Genomic DNA, 16,235 nt, shown 5'->3' with positions numbered 1-16,235 from the left:
TTTTTATATTTGTAAGTTACACTATTTATATAATATCAGTAATTTTGAAGTTCATTTTTTTTAGTGTGAAAGACAACTTTAAAATTAATTTTTTGGAATTAAATCACAAAATGGAAAACCATCCAAAAACTTGGATTAGTGCGGACATTACTCAAAAAAAACGGTGCTAGGTTTATAATATGGTGAAGTTATAATAGTAGGGATTTCTGCTTTGATTCCATAAATTTAAAGACAAATAGTGCTAAGTCTTTAATAATTGATAAAACATATTCAAGGATTACAACCAACTAGTAAAACCTGAACAATACTAGTATTGCTCAGGTTTTTTTGATTTTAAATTATCTATCATTGAATATTAGTTTTCATAAAGATAAACAGCCGCTGCTTCCGCCATTTTTCTTTGATTATGACCAACACCTGGAATGATTTTAAGCTCCCAATTATATTTGGTATTCATTGATCGTGCTGTTTTTAAACCTTTATTGTAAAAATAAGTCCCTCTGGCTAATCGATGTGTTCCTTGAAGATCAACGGTTTCTGAGCGTAGCATTTTACCTCCATTTTCATCAGCATTATCCAATTCCCCTAAGAAAATTGTTAAGTTTTTTCTAAATGATTTTTTTAAGTTTTTCTTTTTTGTCATTGTGTTTTTAATTCCGAATGGAAAATTTGTTTGGTATTCTGTAGGTGTATACGAACCAGCATTTGAAGCTAAAATTCTGTTAGCTTTAGATTCTGGATAGAATATTGTAAAGCGATGTAAAATTTGCCCACCAGCAGAATGCCCAAACATATCATACTTTTTTGCTTTGAGTTTTAGAGATTTTTTAGCAATTGAAAACAGTCTATCAAAATCGCTATATATCCATACACTTGGATCTGTATTTAGGTTAAATTCTGCTACATCTTCATCCATCCAAACTTGATTAGTATTCTTTTTGTAGGAGAATCCTTTACTGATATCTAAAACCGTAATCATGTTTCCTAGATGGTAACCTCCATAATTGTAATTTTTCTCAGGATATGAAGGTGATAGAATTAATACATTGTGTTTTTCTGAGGCTTTAATCCAAGAATCACGATAGCTATCACCGTTTCTTCCTGATCCAGGAATAACAACTAATACTTTTGTAGAGTGATTAAACTTTTTTGGTTTGTGGTAGTAAACAGTAAGGTCAATATTTTCATATCCTTTTCCTCCACTGATTATAAAAGAACCTGAGCCATCATTGAAGTGAACTGTTTCTAGTGTGTTTTTTTGTGCAAACGAATAATTGATAAATCCGATACAGGCTATTGAAATAATAGTTAATAATTTAATGTTCATTATTTTTGATTTTGTTAATTAGTGAAATCCTTTTGATAATGCAAAAGACTTCATTAAAGCAGTATTGATTTTGGTATATCGTCGAATGACTATTTATTAACCATCGAGAGTTGATACTGTAGAACGTTTTTATCTCGTCAATAGCAAATGGGTATTAAGGATAAATAGACGATAACTCATCGATATTTTGAACATGACAATAGTTATTATGTACTTTTGAAATTATGAATAACTCATTTTCACAGTATATTAATGTTACGCTTCAAAAACGTTGGTTGGGTCATGTGATATTTTGGATGCTTTTATTGTTATGTTATACTTTAGCAATGAAAGATGGCTATGGTTCAATATCTGAATCCTTTAACCGGAATGTTATTTTATTATTTCCTCAAATAATAGCTTCTTATTATCTCATTTATTTTTTAAACCCTACGTTTTTATACAAGAAGAAATATGTACTCTTCGGGATACTTTTTTTAATTGGAACGTATGTGTTTTCTATTCTAGCTCGTGTATTGGTGATTTATGTTGTGGAAGAATTGTATAGAGAGCCACCATTTAGAAAAGAATCTCTTTTAGAAATTGCATCTGATGTAAAAAGACTGTATCAAGATTTTTTTCATAGAGTCTATTTATCGGTGTTTCTTTTTGCCTGCGTTAAGCTTATAAAAGAACGTTTCGAAGAAAAAAGTAGAGCAGAACTATTGAAAAAAGAAAAGATAATTGCAGAATTGAATTTTATGAAGGCTCAGATTCATCCACATTTTTTATTTAACACATTAAATAATTTGTACGCACTAACGCTTCAGAAATCTGAAAAAGCTTCTGAAACTGTTCTAAAACTGTCAGAAATGTTAGACTATATGTTATATAAATGCAACGAAAACAGTGTTACAATTGCTGAAGAAATTCAGTTGATACAAAATTATATAGATTTAGAACAGTTACGCTATGGAAATAGACTAGAACTCGTTTTTAATAAAAATATTGATGATCCTCAGACTAAAATAGCGCCATTAATCTTAGTTTCACTTATTGAAAATGCATTTAAGCATGGAGCGAGTGGAGCAATTACTATTCCTAAGATAAGAATGGAGATTGGAGTTAAAAATAAGCAGTTATTATTTTCTATATTTAATACAAAGCCAGAACAGGTTCAAAAAGATATCACAAATTATAAAAAAGGCATTGGACTTGTGAATACAAATAGTCAGTTGCAATTAATTTATCCCAATAAATATGCAATGGAAATTGTAGACGGTAAAACGTCATACAAAGTAAAACTGGAAATAAATTTAAATACTTAAAATTAAATAAGTGAAAGTAAAATGTATAATTATAGATGATGAGCCTCTTGCAATAGCATTGATTGAAGTACATATTGCTAAAATTCCTAATTTGGAAGTAATAGCGACATGTAACAATGCCTTGGAAGGTTTTGAAGTGTTGAAATCTAAGCCTGTTGATTTGATATTTTTAGATATTCAAATGCCACTGTTAACTGGAATTGATTTTTTAAAATCTTTGAGTAACCCACCAAAAGTTATTTTTATAACGGCTTATAGAGAATATGCAATTGAAAGTTATGAATTAGAAGTGGTAGATTATTTACTAAAGCCCGTTTCTTTTGATCGTTTTTTTAAAGCGATTAATAAGTACTTTAAAACAATTGAAAGTAATTATAAAACAGAAGTTGATATTCCTAAAAAGGATGGAAGCTCGGGTTTTATATATGTTAATGTAAATAAGAAAAATTATAAAATTTTATTTTCAGAAATTATTTATGCTGAAAGCTTAAAAGATTATATACAGATACATACCAAGGAAACAAGCATTGTTACCAAAGATAAGATTAGTGATTTTGAACAAAAGTTACCAAAAAATTTTCTTCGAACGCATAGATCATATATTGTTAATACGGATAAAATTACAGCATATACAGCCAATGATGTTGAAGTTGATACATTAGAAATACCAATAGGAGTGAGCTATAAACAGGAAGTGCATAGAGTTCTAAAAACACCATAATAAACTTTTTAAATGTTTTAAAACGAAAAGATAAGGTGGGTTTTTAATTAATTTTATCGCATATTACTAAAGCGAGTTCAGCACAAGTAGTCGAAGTTAGTTGATAAATTTCATAAATTAAGGTGCTTGTTATTCGTCAATCAAAACTTCCAAAATAGTAATTGCAGCTTCACTAATTTTTGTTCCAGGACCAAAAACAGCAACTGCACCAGCATCAAATAAATATTGGTAGTCTTGTTTTGGTATTACGCCACCAACAATTACCATAATATCTTCGCGACCATAGTTTTTAAGTTCTTCAATAACTTGAGGCACTAATGTTTTATGTCCTGCTGCTAAAGAGGAAATGCCAAGAATATGCACATCGTTCTCAACAGCTTGTTTTGCAGCTTCATGAGGAGTTTGAAATAATGGACCAATATCCACATCGAAACCAATATCTGCATAACCTGTAGCCACAACTTTTGCACCACGATCATGGCCATCTTGTCCCATTTTGGCAATCATAATACGTGGTCTTCTGCCATCTTGCTCTGCAAATTGGTCTGCTAACTGTTTTGCTTTCGCAAAACTCTTGTCGTCTTTTATCTCTTTACTATACACTCCGGAAAATGATTTTATTTGTGCTTTATATCTGCCATAAACAACTTCTAAAGCATCACTAATTTCGCCTAAAGTAGCACGTTCTTTTGCTGCTATTACTGCTAAATGTAGTAAATTATTTTCTGCACTAACATTAGAATCTTTAGTTTCTGCAGATAATCTTGCGGCTTGAGTTAAATGAAGCAAAGCTTCAGTAACTTTTTTATCGTCGCGTTCAGCTTTTGTTTTCTCTAAACGTTCAATTTGTTGCTTTCTAACCGTTTGGTTATCGACTTCTAAAATATGAAGCGGATCTTCTTCATCCAAAACATATTTATTAACCCCAATAATAAGATCTTGTCCAGAGTCTATTCGTGCTTGCTTTCGTGCAGCAGCTTCTTCAATTCTTAGTTTTGGAATACCAGCTTCAATAGCTTTAGTCATACCACCAAGCTCTTCAACTTCTTCAATTAAAGACCAAGCTTTTTGTGCTATATCATGTGTTAGTTTTTCAACATAATAACTTCCAGCCCAAGGATCAACCGTTTTGGTAATATTGGTTTCTTCTTGTAAAAATATTTGAGTGTTTCTTGCAATTCTTGCTGAGAAATCTGTTGGCAGCGCAATGGCTTCGTCTAGTGCGTTAGTATGCAAGCTTTGTGTGCCACCAAAAGCAGCAGCAGTGGCTTCTATGGTTGTTCGTGCTACGTTATTAAATGGGTCTTGTTCTGTTAAACTCCAACCACTCGTTTGGCAATGCGTTCGTAATGCTAATGATTTTTGATTTTTAGGATTGAATTGCTTCACTAATTTTGCCCACAACATCCTAGCTGCTCTCATTTTGGCGATTTCCATAAAATGATTCATGCCAATAGCCCAGAAAAATGATAGGCGAGGTGCAAATGTGTCAATATCCATTCCTGCTACTAATCCTTTTCTTATGTATTCTAAACCATCTGCCAAGGTGTAAGCCAATTCAATATCACAGGTTGCGCCAGCTTCTTGCATGTGGTAACCCGAAATACTAATACTGTTAAATTTTGGCATGTTTTTACTCGTGTATTCAAAAATATCCGAAATAATTTGCATGGATGGTGTAGGAGGATAGATGTAGGTATTACGAACCATAAACTCCTTTAAAATATCATTTTGTATGGTTCCAGCTAATTCTTTTAGTGCAACGCCTTGTTCTTCGGCTGCTACAATGTAAAATGCTAAAATTGGTAAAACAGCACCATTCATAGTCATAGAAACGCTCATTTTATCTAGCGGAATCTGGTCGAATAACACTTTCATGTCTTCAACGCTATCAATAGCAACACCTGCTTTTCCAACATCTCCAACAACGCGTTCGTGGTCACTATCGTAGCCTCTATGTGTTGCTAGGTCGAAAGCTACAGATAAACCTTTTTGTCCTGCAGCTAAGTTTCTGCGGTAAAACGCATTGCTTTCTTCAGCAGTAGAAAATCCTGCATATTGCCTAATGGTCCAAGGTCTGCGAACATACATAGTTGAATAAGGTCCACGTAAATTTGGAGCAATGCCTGCAACGAAACCTAAATGCTCTAAGTTTTCTAAATCTGCTTTGGTATAATTCGATTTTACAGCAATATCTTCAGCTGTAGTAGAATGCCAAACTTTTTTAGAATCTGGGGTTTTAGCTTCAGATTTAATTGTAATATGTTGAAGGTTTTTTCTATTCATTACATAACTAATTTATTCAAATAATCGTCAACGCCATTTTCGTAAGGCGATTGTAATTGTATCCACGCTGTTTTTTCATTTGCAGAAATAACATAAGTAAAAATATAACTAACGATTTTTGTTGAAGTATTTTCAATTTTAAAGACAGCCTTAAATATTTGTGGTCCTCTATCTGCATTATATTTGGCAGTAACCTTTGTGTATTCTATGTCTGGATCTTTATTGTTGTTTTCGTAATTCATTCTAATCATCCCTAAAAGATATTGGGCATCTTTTTTGTAAATAGGTTGATAAGGTAATGAGTTAACTGTAAACGTGGATTGTGTTTCTTTATCGTAAAAGACACTAAAATTACCATCCATTTTTTTAAGAAGCTCAAGTCTCTTATCTTCTAATTTAAAATCTTTAGATGGTAAGAGTTTTTTTATAATCCCTTTATATTCTTCAGTTGTGTGTTTTTTGAATACGCTTGGTAAAAATACTTTAATACCATCTTCTGAAAGAAAGTGGTATTCTCCTTTAACTTCTTCTATGTTTGAAGCATCAATCCAGCTTTGTAGGCCTTTAACGCCCTCAATACAAGATTGAAAGGATAATAAAATAAAAAATAATAATATTATTTTATAGTATTTCATTAATCGTGATTATGTCCTGCGTGAGCGTCTTTTTTTTCTTGTGCTTTTGCAGGAATTACTTGTTTAGGTGTACTATTAAAGTTTACACCTTTAACTGATGGTTTCGCGGGCTCTGGCTGTGGTTTCGGATTTGGGTTTTTTAAGTCTTCTAACTTTACATTTAATAATTGAGAATAAAATAATTCAAAAGCCACATAAGATTTTAAATTCCCATCTGCCTGCATAACTTTTGCGCTACTAGATAAGAGCGGTAAAATTAATTTTGGTTTTAAACTGTTAGTAGCCAATAAAGCATTGTAAGTTGCCTTAATGTCTTTGTCTTTTATATTATTTGCAATGCAGTCTATTAAAGGATGTGAGTTGTTAAGTGACGTTTTACCATTAGTTGTAACCCATAAACTAGTGTCTTCTTTTAAGGCTTTTGCAATTTTTAAACTGTGCTCGCTTGCAATATCTTTTATGTTTACGTTACCTCTTACTCTATAGTTTATAAAGCTAGAATACCCTTTAGTGACATTTTTATATTTCTCGTCGTAGGCGTTAGTAATATCATTTTCGAAAGAATATACTGCCTCTTTTAACAAGTCGCCATTCGGGTAATCGCAAGCCAATAATTTTGGGCTTTCTGCGTATTTGTATTCTATTTTTTTCGAGTTATCACAGCTTGAAAATGTAACTAAAATGACTAAAGCTAAAAGTTTAAAAATTGTTTTCATTTATAAATATTTATTCGGTTTTTAATCGGTTTTGTTCTATGGTTTCAGCTAATCGCCTTTCTAAAACAGGCTCAATTAGTGTTTTTCTTGCATTCATTTTTAAAAAAGGATAGAGTTCTAAATCGTCTTTCATTCTATCATCAGTATTTGGATGTTTATTTGTACCCAATAATGTTATCGCTCCGCTATTAAAATGGGCTTGCTCTTTTTCTGCACTCTCTTTTATTTTTTTCTGAATTAACCCTTCTTTTAAGTGTTTAAGAAAACCGCCTTTGCTTTCAATCTCTTTAAATAAAACCAATGCTTTTTCAGCTAGTTGTTGCGTTAGACTTTCAATATAATAAGCACCATCCGAAGCATTTTCGACAGTACTAAAATGACTCTCGTGCTTTAAAACTAAAAGCTGATTTCTAGAAATGCGCTCTCCAAATTCGTTGTCTTTATGGTAAATAGCATCGTAAGCGAGATTACAAACTGTATTTGCACCACCAAGAATAGCGCTCATACATTCTGTGGTTGTACGCAACATATTGGTATTGTAGTCGTAAATTGTTTTATTGCGTTTTGTGGGTGTTGCGATAATATGGCATTGGTTATTAACCCCATATTCTGAAGCTAAAGTTTTCCAAAGTACGCGTAAAGCACGTAGTTTCGCTATTTCGAAAAAATAATTTGTTCCAACTGAAACTTTAAAAGTGATTTGCGATTTAAAATCAGTTGTAAACAGATTTAAATACTCATTAGCATGCGCTAAACTGTAAGCCAATTGCTGTACTATAGTTGCACCTGCGTTTTGGTATAAACTTAAATCTACGCTAAGCGTATTGCTATTCGCTGATACAATTTTTTCTAATTGCTCGTGGTCACTTTTTAAATTAGTAAACCAATTACCAGATTTGGCAAGGTTTCCAATACTATCTGTTAAAAGATAAACACCAGGAATGGTAGATAATTTCTTAGCATAATCTGAGTCTAAAAACTGTAATTCAAAATATAATGGAGTAGAAGTGGGATCGATATTTTTTAATAAATTATCAATAGAAACTTTTGTGTTTGGAATAATAAAAGTAATCGATTCGGCACCTCTTTCAATAGCATTTATAGCTTTTGAGTTAGATTTTTCTACATCAAAAACAAAAATAGTTTGGCATATAGACCAACCGTTAGATAGTACATTTAGAAACGAATCGTTTTCAAAATCGTCGGCATGATAAAATGGTTTTACGTTAATATCTTCAGTAGTATTCCAGATTAATGTATCGTTATAATCGGCACCTTTAAGGTCTACTTGAATTTTTTGTTTCCATGCTTTTGCAGAAACACCATCAAAATCGCTAAATAGTTCTTTACTCATCTGTTTTAACTTTTAAACTGTCTTGATACTCTATAATATATATGTCTTCGTTATCGCGTTTCATGTAATATTCTTCACGAGCGAATTTTTCTAAACCTTCTTCTTTTTTTAATGCCTTAATAGCTTTGTTGTCTTTGGTTATTTCTTTTTTATAATATTCTTTTTCGTTCTCAAGTTTTTCAATGTCAGTGTTTAATTCATTATGAATTAATAAAGAGTTACCATCAAAAAACACCATCCAAATAGCGAATCCAACAAAAATAATTAAGAAAATGTTTTTTAAATACTTAAGCATTAAGTTAGTTTTTCGTTAATTATCGTGCGCACAATATCAACTGCAACAGTATTGTATTTATTGTTAGGTATAATTAAATCTGCATACTCTTTCATGGGTTCAATAAATTGTTGATGCATTGGTTTTAGTGTTGTTTGGTAACGCGTAAGTACTTCATTTATATCTCTACCACGTTCTGCTATATCTCGTTTTACACGTCTAATTAGGCGCTCATCACTATCGGCATGCACAAATATTTTAATATCGAACATGTCCCGAATTCTAGGCTTACTAAGTATAAGTATACCTTCTACAATCATTACGTGCTTAGGATGTGTAGTAACAGTTTCTTTGGTTCTATTATGATCTACAAAAGAATAAACAGGCTGCTCAATACTTTTTCCCGCTTTAAGGGCTTTTAAGTGCTTTCGTAGTAATTTGAAATCTATAGATTTTGGATGATCGAAATTAATTTTAACACGTTCCTCGTAAGTCATGTCTGAGGTGTCTTTGTAATATGAATCTTGAGATATTATACCAACTTCACCTTCTGGTAATTCATTCATTATTTGCTCTACTACAGTTGTTTTTCCACAACCAGTTCCACCAGCAATTCCTATTATAAGCATGTTTTAAATTTTAATTTAACTAAACAAATTTAGGAATTTGAAACAAAATATTAGCGTTCAACCTGCGAAACTTCTTCTTCAGTTATTAACGATGTGTTTTTGTTTCCCCAACTGTTTGTAATGTAGTTCATTACATTGGTGATTTCTTCATTGCTTAAGCCTTGTGCCGCCATTGCAGAATTATATTTTTCGCCATTCACAATAATGGTTCCAGAAAGGCCGTATTTAATTGCTTTTATACTCTCTAATCTATTGTTCTTTAAGTAATCGGATTTTGCTAAAGGAGGAAAAGCTTTTGGTACACCTTCGCCTTTTGGCATATGACATTGCATACAGAAGTCATTATAGATTTCTTTGCCTTTAGAAAAATTTTGATTTATTAAAGTACTGTTTTGAACCATTTTTTTGTCTGAAGATTGACATGCACAGATTAAAAAAAGAAGGCATAAGTTGAAACTGATAGTTTTCATTTATAATTAATTTCTTATCAATTTAACAATTCCTAAATTTTCCACACCAACGTAAATAAAACCATCTGGACCTTGTTCAATAGAACGCACTCTGCCAATACCATCAAGAAGTCTTTCTTCCTTAACAACTTTACCGTTTTTTAGTTCACAGCGATCTAAATAGCTGAATTTTAAAGAGCCAACAAGTAAACTTCCTTTCCAATCTCCGTAGTTATCCGAAGAAATAAAAGCCATACCACTTGGAGCAATAGAGGGATCCCAATAATGAAGCGGTTGTTCCATGCCTTCTTTTTTAGTTTCGTTTGTAATGCTGGAGCCAGAATAATTCCTGCCATATGTAATTATTGGCCAACCGTAGTTTTTACCTTTTTTAATAATATTTATTTCATCGCCACCTTTTGGGCCATGTTCATGTATCCAAATGTCTTTAGTGTCAGGATGCAATTCCATGCCTTGCGGATTGCGGTGTCCATAAGACCAAATGGCTTGTTTTGCTCCTTTAGAATTCACAAAAGGATTATCAGTTGGCATAGTGCCGTCAGCATTTAATCTATACACTTTTCCACAATCTCTTGTAATGTCTTGCGGATTCTCCTCACGATTGCCGCGTTCGCCAATGGTAAAGAAAAGGTAACCTTCTTTGTCAAAAACGATTCTTGAACCAAAATGCTGACCTTTAGTGGTATTTGGTCCTGCTTTGTAAAGTAATTCTTTTTCAACTAAAGAATCATTTTCTATTTTCGCTCTCATAATAGCTGTATTACCTCCTGCTTCTTCTCCTTTTGGCGACGCATAAGAAAAATAAATCCAGCCATTATTTTGGTAATTTGGATGAATGTTAATATCTAATAATCCACCTTGACCACGAACATAAATTTCTGGTAAGCCTTTTATTTCCTTTTTAGTTTTATTTTTAAAATGAATTAGTTTACCTGCTTTCTCGGTAATTAATATTGAATTATCTGGAAGAAATACAAATCCCCAAGGATTGGTTAATCCTGAAACCACAACTTCGTGAGAATTTTTAATATTAACTGGGTTTTTGTCTTGAGCACAAGCGAAAAAAGTGATTAAAAACAGTAAACAGTAGGTGGTTTTTTGTGTTCTCATTATTTTATTGAAATGTTTTGTACAATTTACAATAAAAATAGTTTGTTATTTAAATAAGTAAAGTATATTTGCACTTCTAAAATTTAACGGTTTTAGTTTTGATAACTATTTTCGGGGTGTAGCGTAGCCCGGTTATCGCGCCACGTTTGGGACGTGGAGGCCGCAGGTTCGAATCCTGCCACCCCGACAAAAAAGAGCTTTGTAATTCTACAAGGCTTTTTTTATGCAGTTTTGTGAACGTGTTCAAAAACATTGCTTGAAAAAAGAACTGAGTGATCATGGAACTTGAAAGCTTTTATTAGCAGCAAACCTTATATAATGATTTATGAAAGTAATCCTGCCAGAATAACTTTTAAAGCTCAGTGCTTACTGGGTTTTTTTATGTAAAATTTTCAGTGACATTTTTTTTTTTTTTTATCTAACTAGTTCTTATTTAGTTTGTTTGTAACAAGTGAGGAGGTTTTTAGACTAATAGGAGTAGTTTAATACAAAAAAGGAAAAATTATGATTAATAAAGGAACCGTTGCGATAGGATTAATATTAGGATCTGCATTAGGTGCAGCATTAGGTGTGTTATTTGCACCAGATAAAGGTGCCAATACTAGAGAATATCTAAAAGACGAAAGTTTAAACGTTGTAGATGTAATTAAAAAAGATGCTTCTGTTTTAAAGGAAGATCTTACAGCATCTGTTAAGGTTGGTAAGGCCAAGTTCAAAGAAGAGATAGGAATAGTTGCAAATAAAGCAAGCCACAAAGCAGATGATGTTATTAATGTCTTGGAGAAAGGTTTAAAGATTTTAAAGGAAAAGAATAAGAAGTTGCAGAAAACATCATAGTGATAACTAAGTTTAATCTATTTTAGTAAAAACGGAAATTAAAAATCGGCTATGAGCCGATTTTTACTATTAATAGAACTTATTGATCTATAATTTCTGTTGATAACTTAACTGTAAGGTTTCTATCAAAACTCCTACTTTTGTAATATAAATTTTTTGGAATATGTCTGATACAATAGAAAAAGTAAAATGCTTAATAATAGGTTCTGGACCAGCGGGATATACTGCTGCCATTTATGCTGCCAGAGCAAATATGAAACCTGTTTTATACCAAGGTACACAACCTGGTGGACAGCTAACAACAACTAATGAAGTTGAAAATTTCCCTGGTTATCCAGAAGGTATAACAGGACCAGCAATGATGATGGAGCTGCAAGCGCAAGCAGAGCGTTTTGAAACAGATGTGCGCGATGGTTGGATTACCAAAGTTGATTTTTCTGGAGATGTTCACAAAGTATGGGTAAATGAAGAAAAAGAAATACACTGTGAAACGGTAATTATTTCTACAGGAGCGAGTGCTAAATATTTAGGTTTAGATTCTGAACAAAAATATTTAAAACTTGGTGGAGGCGTTTCAGCTTGTGCGGTTTGCGATGGATTCTTTTATAGAAACCAAGAAGTAGTTATTGTTGGAGCGGGAGATAGTGCTTGTGAAGAAGCACACTATTTATCTAAACTATGTACTAAAGTTACTATGTTAGTTAGACGTGATGCTTTTAGAGCATCTAAAATTATGGCTGCTAGAGTTAAGAATACTGAAAATATAGAAATTTTATTCAATACAGAAACTGATGAGGTTTTAGGGGATGGACAAGTTGTTACAGGCGTAAGAGTTTTTAATAACCTAACAAAAGAAAAGCACGATATTTCTTCAACTGGATTTTTTGTTGCTATTGGTCACAAACCCAATACAGATATCTTTAAAGGTTTTCTAGATTTAGATGAAACGGGTTACATTATAAATGCTAATCCTGGTACATCTAAAACTAATATTGGTGGTGTTTTTGTAAGTGGTGATGCGGCAGATCATGTATACAGACAAGCTGTTACTGCTGCAGGAACAGGTTGTATGGCAGCTTTAGATGCAGAACGTTATTTAGCAGCTAAAGATTCTACTTTTGAAGTGAGTACGGCTACTTATAATTAAATAAGATTTAACAATTTTAAACGAAGTCTTTAGATTGTTACAAGTTTAATTGTTCTCAATGTACGTTGAAATCTCAAAATTAAACAGGGACATTCTCATAACAAAAAGAACCGAAGCGAATGCTTCGGTTTTTTTGTTGTTGATTAGCTATTGTTTGCTCATGATTTTTTTTCTTAAAATAGCTTCGTCTTCAAATCTTACCAATTCCATTTTAGGATTGCCATATATGTAAGTTTCTGTTGTTCCAGATCCTTCAATAATCAGGTTTTCCTTTACTTTAACATGAACATCTGCACGTCCTTCAGTAATTAAAACACAACTATTGGTTGCTAATTTATTAGCTTTTAAGACAGTAGAGTTATCTGTGCTAACTGTTAAGCTTTTACTATGGCCTTCAATTTTAGCATAAGCACGCTGTAGCATATTTATTTTTATATCCAGTGCTCCAATAACAGCTTTTAGATTGCTATTGTCGCTTAAATCTATAGTAACATCAATATTTGTTGAAATGTTTAATTCTGCTTTGGTTTTCCCGGTTCCAATGTATTGAAAAGTTTCAGCCTCAACGGTTAAATAAGCTTCAGAAGATTCTTTCGCTCTTAATATTAAATGGTTTAGTTTTATGGTATTTGAACTTGTTAATTCTGCATCTTCTTTTAATTCTATAATATTTAAAGAATCACTAAATATTACTGTGATTTCCATTTTCTTTCTCGAAGTGATTCTCTTACTTTTTATAAAATTCAGACTTCCATTAATCACTTTGAATTCTACTACTTCATGTAGATTATCATCTGTAACTATTTTTACAGAAGGTGTTTTGCCTTGTTTTAGATTAATTTTAAAATCGTCACCAATAACTAATCGATTAAAAGTATTTATTTCTGTAATTAGAGTCGTCACATTTTTATTTCCTTTAATTTTTTCTACGCTTTGAGCAAGTCCATAAACGCTAATTAAACAGCTTAGAATTAGGAGGTATGTTTTTGTTTTCATTAGTTATATTTATTGATGGACAAAGGTATAACAAAAAACATCCCAAACTTATTAAAAAGGATGGGATGGTTTGTGGTTGATTGCTTTTGATTGATGTTGTTTTTAAACTAAAACATCTAATATTAAGCTAATTATAAATTTCGCAATAGAAATCATGGTTTTTAGTTTTATTAATTATTATTCTTCATTCTTGTCAGTAGTTATTTTAATACCGTCTTCGTCAATATTTACTTCAACGTTATCGGTTTTACTTTTAACACCATCTTCATTAATTTTTATAGAGCTTGCACTGGTCGAAGCTTCAAATACTTCAGAATTTATTTTCAGTTTTGCGCCATCTTTGTTAATGTTTACGTCGATTTCAAAAGTGTCATCGTCGTTGTCTTCTTCGCAATCATTACATATTAATTTACCATTTGCAACGGTTAGAAAATGACCTTCTTCGGTTTTTGATAATAAACAATTATTAGTATGAAATCTATGTGTGTTTTCTTCAGCAAAAAGAGTAGTTCCTATAGGTAAATATATAGTTACTTCAACGCGTTGATCTCTTTTCATGTCTTCATTTGGAATAATGATGTGATTGTCTAAAAGTAATTCATTACCAATTAATTCATATTCATAAATAATGTTGTCTGCTAATTTTTTAGCCGAATCAAAAGATGAATTTCTTGCTGTTTTTACCACTTTAATTTTGGCGATGCTATCTCTAGTAGAGCGAATTCTAAAAGCGACACTTCTTGCAAACGATATTTTATTTCCATTGTCATCAAAAGCATTTCTAAAATTATGAAAATCTCTGTAATAGCCTTCTGCGTATGTTTCGTTATTTTTCATTGAAAGAAATAAAGTATCATTTTTTGTGATGCTTTCTATTTTTTCATTTGAAATAGAAGGTGCTTTTTCGCTATATGATAAGCCTTGTTTTGCGCCAACTATACAGATGCCAATTAATGCTAGTAACCAAATCCCTAGGAGTGTGAATTTTGCTACGTTACCAATTGATCTTAGATTGTTTACTAAAATTTTAAGACCTAAATAAAATAATAATAAGAGTGGAATACCTATTAAAAAGTATAACATTGAACCTACTAACCAAAATGGTGTGTTAGAGGCTTCTGACCAATACATTATATCCGAATCACCAAAATTTAGGCGATCTATAAAATTTGCAGAGATAAAAGCAACTGTAGTCGCTATAAAACCTGCAGCTCCTGCAATCATTAAAATGATTCCAATAAATTTTGCGAAGATTTTTAAGAAGAACATAAAAATATCTGCAATAGTATCGAAAAAGGTCTGTGAACTTGACTTTATTCTGTTTGTTGATTTGTTTACATCTATATTTTTAACGGAGTTTGAAAGGTTATCACTTGCAGATTCGAAGCCTTCTTTTAGTTTATCGCCTGCGGTTTGCAAATTTTGCCCAACACTGTCTGAAACAGTTCCAAACCCATCACGAATTTTTTTTTCGATGTTAGATATGGTAACGTTTTTACCAGTCATTAGAATTTTTTCAGAAGTAGTTTTAGCTTCTGGAACCAATATCCAAAGTAGAATATATATTAATACTCCAGTACCAAAACCACCAATAACTAATACTAGCCATATAATTCTAACCCAAATAGCATCCATTCCAAAATAATGTGCTAACCCAGAAGAAACACCACCTACGTAAGAGTTCTCAGTGTCTCTATATAGTTTTTTATTTCTTCCTTTTGTATGCGTTCTTTGTTGAGGTTCGTCTTCAAATATCTCATCATCCACAAGGTAGTCTTCAGGTTGTCCCATAATGGTAATAACCTCGTCAACTTCTTTGTTACCAATAACTTGTTTATCGTTTATTATACGTTCTAAAAATAATTCGGAGATACGTGCTTCTATGTCTGAAATTATTTCTGATCGTCCTTGAGAGTCTGTAAATGAACGTTTTATAGCCTCAAGATAGCGCTGTAATTTTAAGTATGCATTTTCATCTATGTGAAAAAATATACCTGCTAAATTTATGTTGACTGTCTTATTCATTTGTTGTGGTTTTTGAGGGTGTTACAATGTTAACTGCTGTTTGTAATTCGTCCCAAGTTTTAGTTAATTCTTTTAGAAACAATTGTCCTGTTTCTGTTAATCCGTAATACTTTCTTGGTGGTCCAGAGGTACTTTCTTCCCAACGATAGTTAAGAAGTCCTGCGTTTTTCAGTCTTGTAAGTAGTGGGTAAATTGTACCTTCTACTACAAGCAACTTAGCGTCTTTTAGTGTGCCTAAAATTTCGGCAACGTATGCATCATTGTCTTTTAAGACTGATAAAATGCAATACTCTAAAACACCTTTACGCATTTGTGCTTTTGTGTTTTCTATCTTCATATTGTCATGCGATTTAATGTTGTTAAACTGTTCATTTTTTGATTGATTGATTATTTGTGAAACT

General features: G+C 32.0%; 16 protein-coding genes and 1 tRNA gene. 5 read left to right on the top strand and 12 right to left on the bottom strand.

Features of this window, described 5'->3' with window-relative positions; translation table 11 throughout:
• Window positions 1-355: 355 nt before the first annotated feature.
• A complete protein-coding gene (locus RH82_RS08020) occupies window positions 356-1,327 on the bottom strand; it encodes a hypothetical protein (protein WP_034059637.1) in 972 nt (323 codons plus the stop codon).
• A 224-nt stretch (window positions 1,328-1,551) separates the two neighbouring features.
• Here RH82_RS08020 and RH82_RS08015 point away from each other — a divergent pair, with 224 nt between their 5' ends.
• Window positions 1,552-2,634, top strand: a complete 1,083-nt coding sequence (locus RH82_RS08015) for a sensor histidine kinase (RefSeq protein WP_052158260.1) — start codon at window positions 1,552-1,554, stop codon at window positions 2,632-2,634.
• Between the two features lie 10 nt (window positions 2,635-2,644).
• Entirely contained in the window at window positions 2,645-3,355 is a 711-nt protein-coding gene (locus tag RH82_RS08010; RefSeq protein ID WP_034059635.1) for a LytR/AlgR family response regulator transcription factor, read from the top strand.
• Between the two features lie 129 nt (window positions 3,356-3,484).
• Here RH82_RS08010 and scpA read toward each other — a convergent pair whose 3' ends face one another.
• The 8 genes from scpA to RH82_RS07970 all read right to left on the bottom strand — a co-directional run bounded on the left by scpA (window position 3,485) and on the right by RH82_RS07970 (window position 10,829).
• The gene (scpA, locus tag RH82_RS08005; protein WP_034059634.1) at window positions 3,485-5,641 is read right to left on the bottom strand and encodes a methylmalonyl-CoA mutase; all 2,157 of its coding nucleotides are present in this window, start codon (window positions 5,639-5,641) and stop codon (window positions 3,485-3,487) included.
• Window positions 5,641-6,276, bottom strand: coding sequence for a hypothetical protein (locus RH82_RS08000; protein WP_034059632.1), 636 nt, complete (start codon window positions 6,274-6,276; stop codon window positions 5,641-5,643). Before RH82_RS08000 ends, scpA begins: the two co-directional genes overlap by 1 nt.
• Window positions 6,276-6,992 (bottom strand): hypothetical protein, encoded by a 717-nt coding sequence (locus tag RH82_RS07995; RefSeq protein WP_034059630.1) that lies wholly within the window; start codon window positions 6,990-6,992, stop codon window positions 6,276-6,278. Before RH82_RS07995 ends, RH82_RS08000 begins: the two co-directional genes overlap by 1 nt.
• Before the next feature lie 10 nt (window positions 6,993-7,002).
• On the bottom strand, window positions 7,003-8,346 hold the full coding sequence (locus RH82_RS07990; protein WP_034059627.1) for a methylmalonyl-CoA mutase subunit beta: 1,344 nt from the start codon (window positions 8,344-8,346) through the stop codon (window positions 7,003-7,005).
• Complete coding sequence (locus RH82_RS07985; protein WP_034059625.1) at window positions 8,339-8,641, bottom strand: FtsB family cell division protein; 303 nt, start codon at window positions 8,639-8,641, stop codon at window positions 8,339-8,341. The genes RH82_RS07990 and RH82_RS07985 overlap by 8 nt, the downstream gene beginning before the upstream one ends.
• Window positions 8,641-9,249 (bottom strand): uridine kinase, encoded by a 609-nt coding sequence (gene udk / locus RH82_RS07980; protein WP_034059624.1) that lies wholly within the window; start codon window positions 9,247-9,249, stop codon window positions 8,641-8,643. The genes RH82_RS07985 and udk overlap by 1 nt, the downstream gene beginning before the upstream one ends.
• Window positions 9,250-9,299: 50 nt before the next feature.
• Entirely contained in the window at window positions 9,300-9,650 is a 351-nt protein-coding gene (locus RH82_RS07975) for a c-type cytochrome (RefSeq protein ID WP_052158259.1), read from the bottom strand.
• 75 nt (window positions 9,651-9,725) lie between these two features.
• On the bottom strand, window positions 9,726-10,829 hold the full coding sequence (locus RH82_RS07970) for a PQQ-dependent sugar dehydrogenase (protein WP_034059620.1): 1,104 nt from the start codon (window positions 10,827-10,829) through the stop codon (window positions 9,726-9,728).
• A 112-nt stretch (window positions 10,830-10,941) separates the two neighbouring features.
• Between RH82_RS07970 and RH82_RS07965 the strand changes: the two genes are divergently transcribed.
• The 3 genes from RH82_RS07965 (at window position 10,942) to trxB (ending at window position 12,813) form a co-directional block, all read left to right on the top strand.
• A tRNA-Pro gene (locus tag RH82_RS07965) sits at window positions 10,942-11,016 on the top strand.
• A gap of 317 nt (window positions 11,017-11,333) precedes the next feature.
• Window positions 11,334-11,666 carry a YtxH domain-containing protein gene (locus tag RH82_RS07960; protein WP_034059619.1) on the top strand — a complete coding sequence of 111 codons (333 nt, stop codon included), beginning with the start codon at window positions 11,334-11,336 and terminating at the stop codon, window positions 11,664-11,666.
• 163 nt (window positions 11,667-11,829) lie between these two features.
• Window positions 11,830-12,813 carry a thioredoxin-disulfide reductase gene (gene trxB, locus RH82_RS07955; protein WP_034059617.1) on the top strand — a complete coding sequence of 328 codons (984 nt, stop codon included), beginning with the start codon at window positions 11,830-11,832 and terminating at the stop codon, window positions 12,811-12,813.
• 147 nt (window positions 12,814-12,960) lie between these two features.
• On the opposite strand, the gene RH82_RS07950 is transcribed toward trxB, so the two are convergent.
• The 3 genes from RH82_RS07950 to RH82_RS07940 form a co-directional block, all read right to left on the bottom strand.
• Window positions 12,961-13,809, bottom strand: coding sequence for a GIN domain-containing protein (locus RH82_RS07950; RefSeq protein WP_034059615.1), 849 nt, complete (start codon window positions 13,807-13,809; stop codon window positions 12,961-12,963).
• Between the two features lie 177 nt (window positions 13,810-13,986).
• A complete protein-coding gene (locus RH82_RS07945; protein ID WP_034059612.1) occupies window positions 13,987-15,834 on the bottom strand; it encodes a PspC domain-containing protein in 1,848 nt (615 codons plus the stop codon).
• Window positions 15,827-16,171 (bottom strand): PadR family transcriptional regulator, encoded by a 345-nt coding sequence (locus RH82_RS07940; RefSeq protein WP_034059609.1) that lies wholly within the window; start codon window positions 16,169-16,171, stop codon window positions 15,827-15,829. Before RH82_RS07940 ends, RH82_RS07945 begins: the two co-directional genes overlap by 8 nt.
• Window positions 16,172-16,235: the final 64 nt, after the last annotated feature.

It is taken from the genome of Lacinutrix jangbogonensis (genome assembly GCF_000797445.1).
In the GTDB taxonomy this organism is placed as follows: domain Bacteria; phylum Bacteroidota; class Bacteroidia; order Flavobacteriales; family Flavobacteriaceae; genus Lacinutrix; species Lacinutrix jangbogonensis.
This window is presented reverse-complemented; position numbering and strand designations above follow the sequence as displayed.

What these genes read in the sequence shown, in the direction of transcription:
- RH82_RS08020 (WP_034059637.1), bottom strand. Translation starts at nt 1,327, where the DNA reads ATGAACATTAAATTATTAACTATTATTTCAATAGCCTGTATCGGATTT.
- RH82_RS08015 (WP_052158260.1), top strand. Translation starts at nt 1,552, where the DNA reads ATGAATAACTCATTTTCACAGTATATTAATGTTACGCTTCAAAAACGT.
- RH82_RS07985 (WP_034059625.1), bottom strand. Translation starts at nt 8,641, where the DNA reads ATGCTTAAGTATTTAAAAAACATTTTCTTAATTATTTTTGTTGGATTC.
- RH82_RS07960 (WP_034059619.1), top strand. Translation starts at nt 11,334, where the DNA reads ATGATTAATAAAGGAACCGTTGCGATAGGATTAATATTAGGATCTGCA.
- RH82_RS07970 (WP_034059620.1), bottom strand. Translation starts at nt 10,829, where the DNA reads ATGAGAACACAAAAAACCACCTACTGTTTACTGTTTTTAATCACTTTT.
- RH82_RS07975 (WP_052158259.1), bottom strand. Translation starts at nt 9,650, where the DNA reads ATGGTTCAAAACAGTACTTTAATAAATCAAAATTTTTCTAAAGGCAAA.
- RH82_RS07940 (WP_034059609.1), bottom strand. Translation starts at nt 16,171, where the DNA reads ATGAAGATAGAAAACACAAAAGCACAAATGCGTAAAGGTGTTTTAGAG.
- RH82_RS07950 (WP_034059615.1), bottom strand. Translation starts at nt 13,809, where the DNA reads ATGAAAACAAAAACATACCTCCTAATTCTAAGCTGTTTAATTAGCGTT.
- trxB (WP_034059617.1), top strand. Translation starts at nt 11,830, where the DNA reads ATGTCTGATACAATAGAAAAAGTAAAATGCTTAATAATAGGTTCTGGA.
- RH82_RS08000 (WP_034059632.1), bottom strand. Translation starts at nt 6,276, where the DNA reads ATGAAATACTATAAAATAATATTATTATTTTTTATTTTATTATCCTTT.
- scpA (WP_034059634.1), bottom strand. Translation starts at nt 5,641, where the DNA reads ATGAATAGAAAAAACCTTCAACATATTACAATTAAATCTGAAGCTAAA.
- udk (WP_034059624.1), bottom strand. Translation starts at nt 9,249, where the DNA reads ATGCTTATAATAGGAATTGCTGGTGGAACTGGTTGTGGAAAAACAACT.
- RH82_RS07990 (WP_034059627.1), bottom strand. Translation starts at nt 8,346, where the DNA reads ATGAGTAAAGAACTATTTAGCGATTTTGATGGTGTTTCTGCAAAAGCA.
- RH82_RS07945 (WP_034059612.1), bottom strand. Translation starts at nt 15,834, where the DNA reads ATGAATAAGACAGTCAACATAAATTTAGCAGGTATATTTTTTCACATA.
- RH82_RS07995 (WP_034059630.1), bottom strand. Translation starts at nt 6,992, where the DNA reads ATGAAAACAATTTTTAAACTTTTAGCTTTAGTCATTTTAGTTACATTT.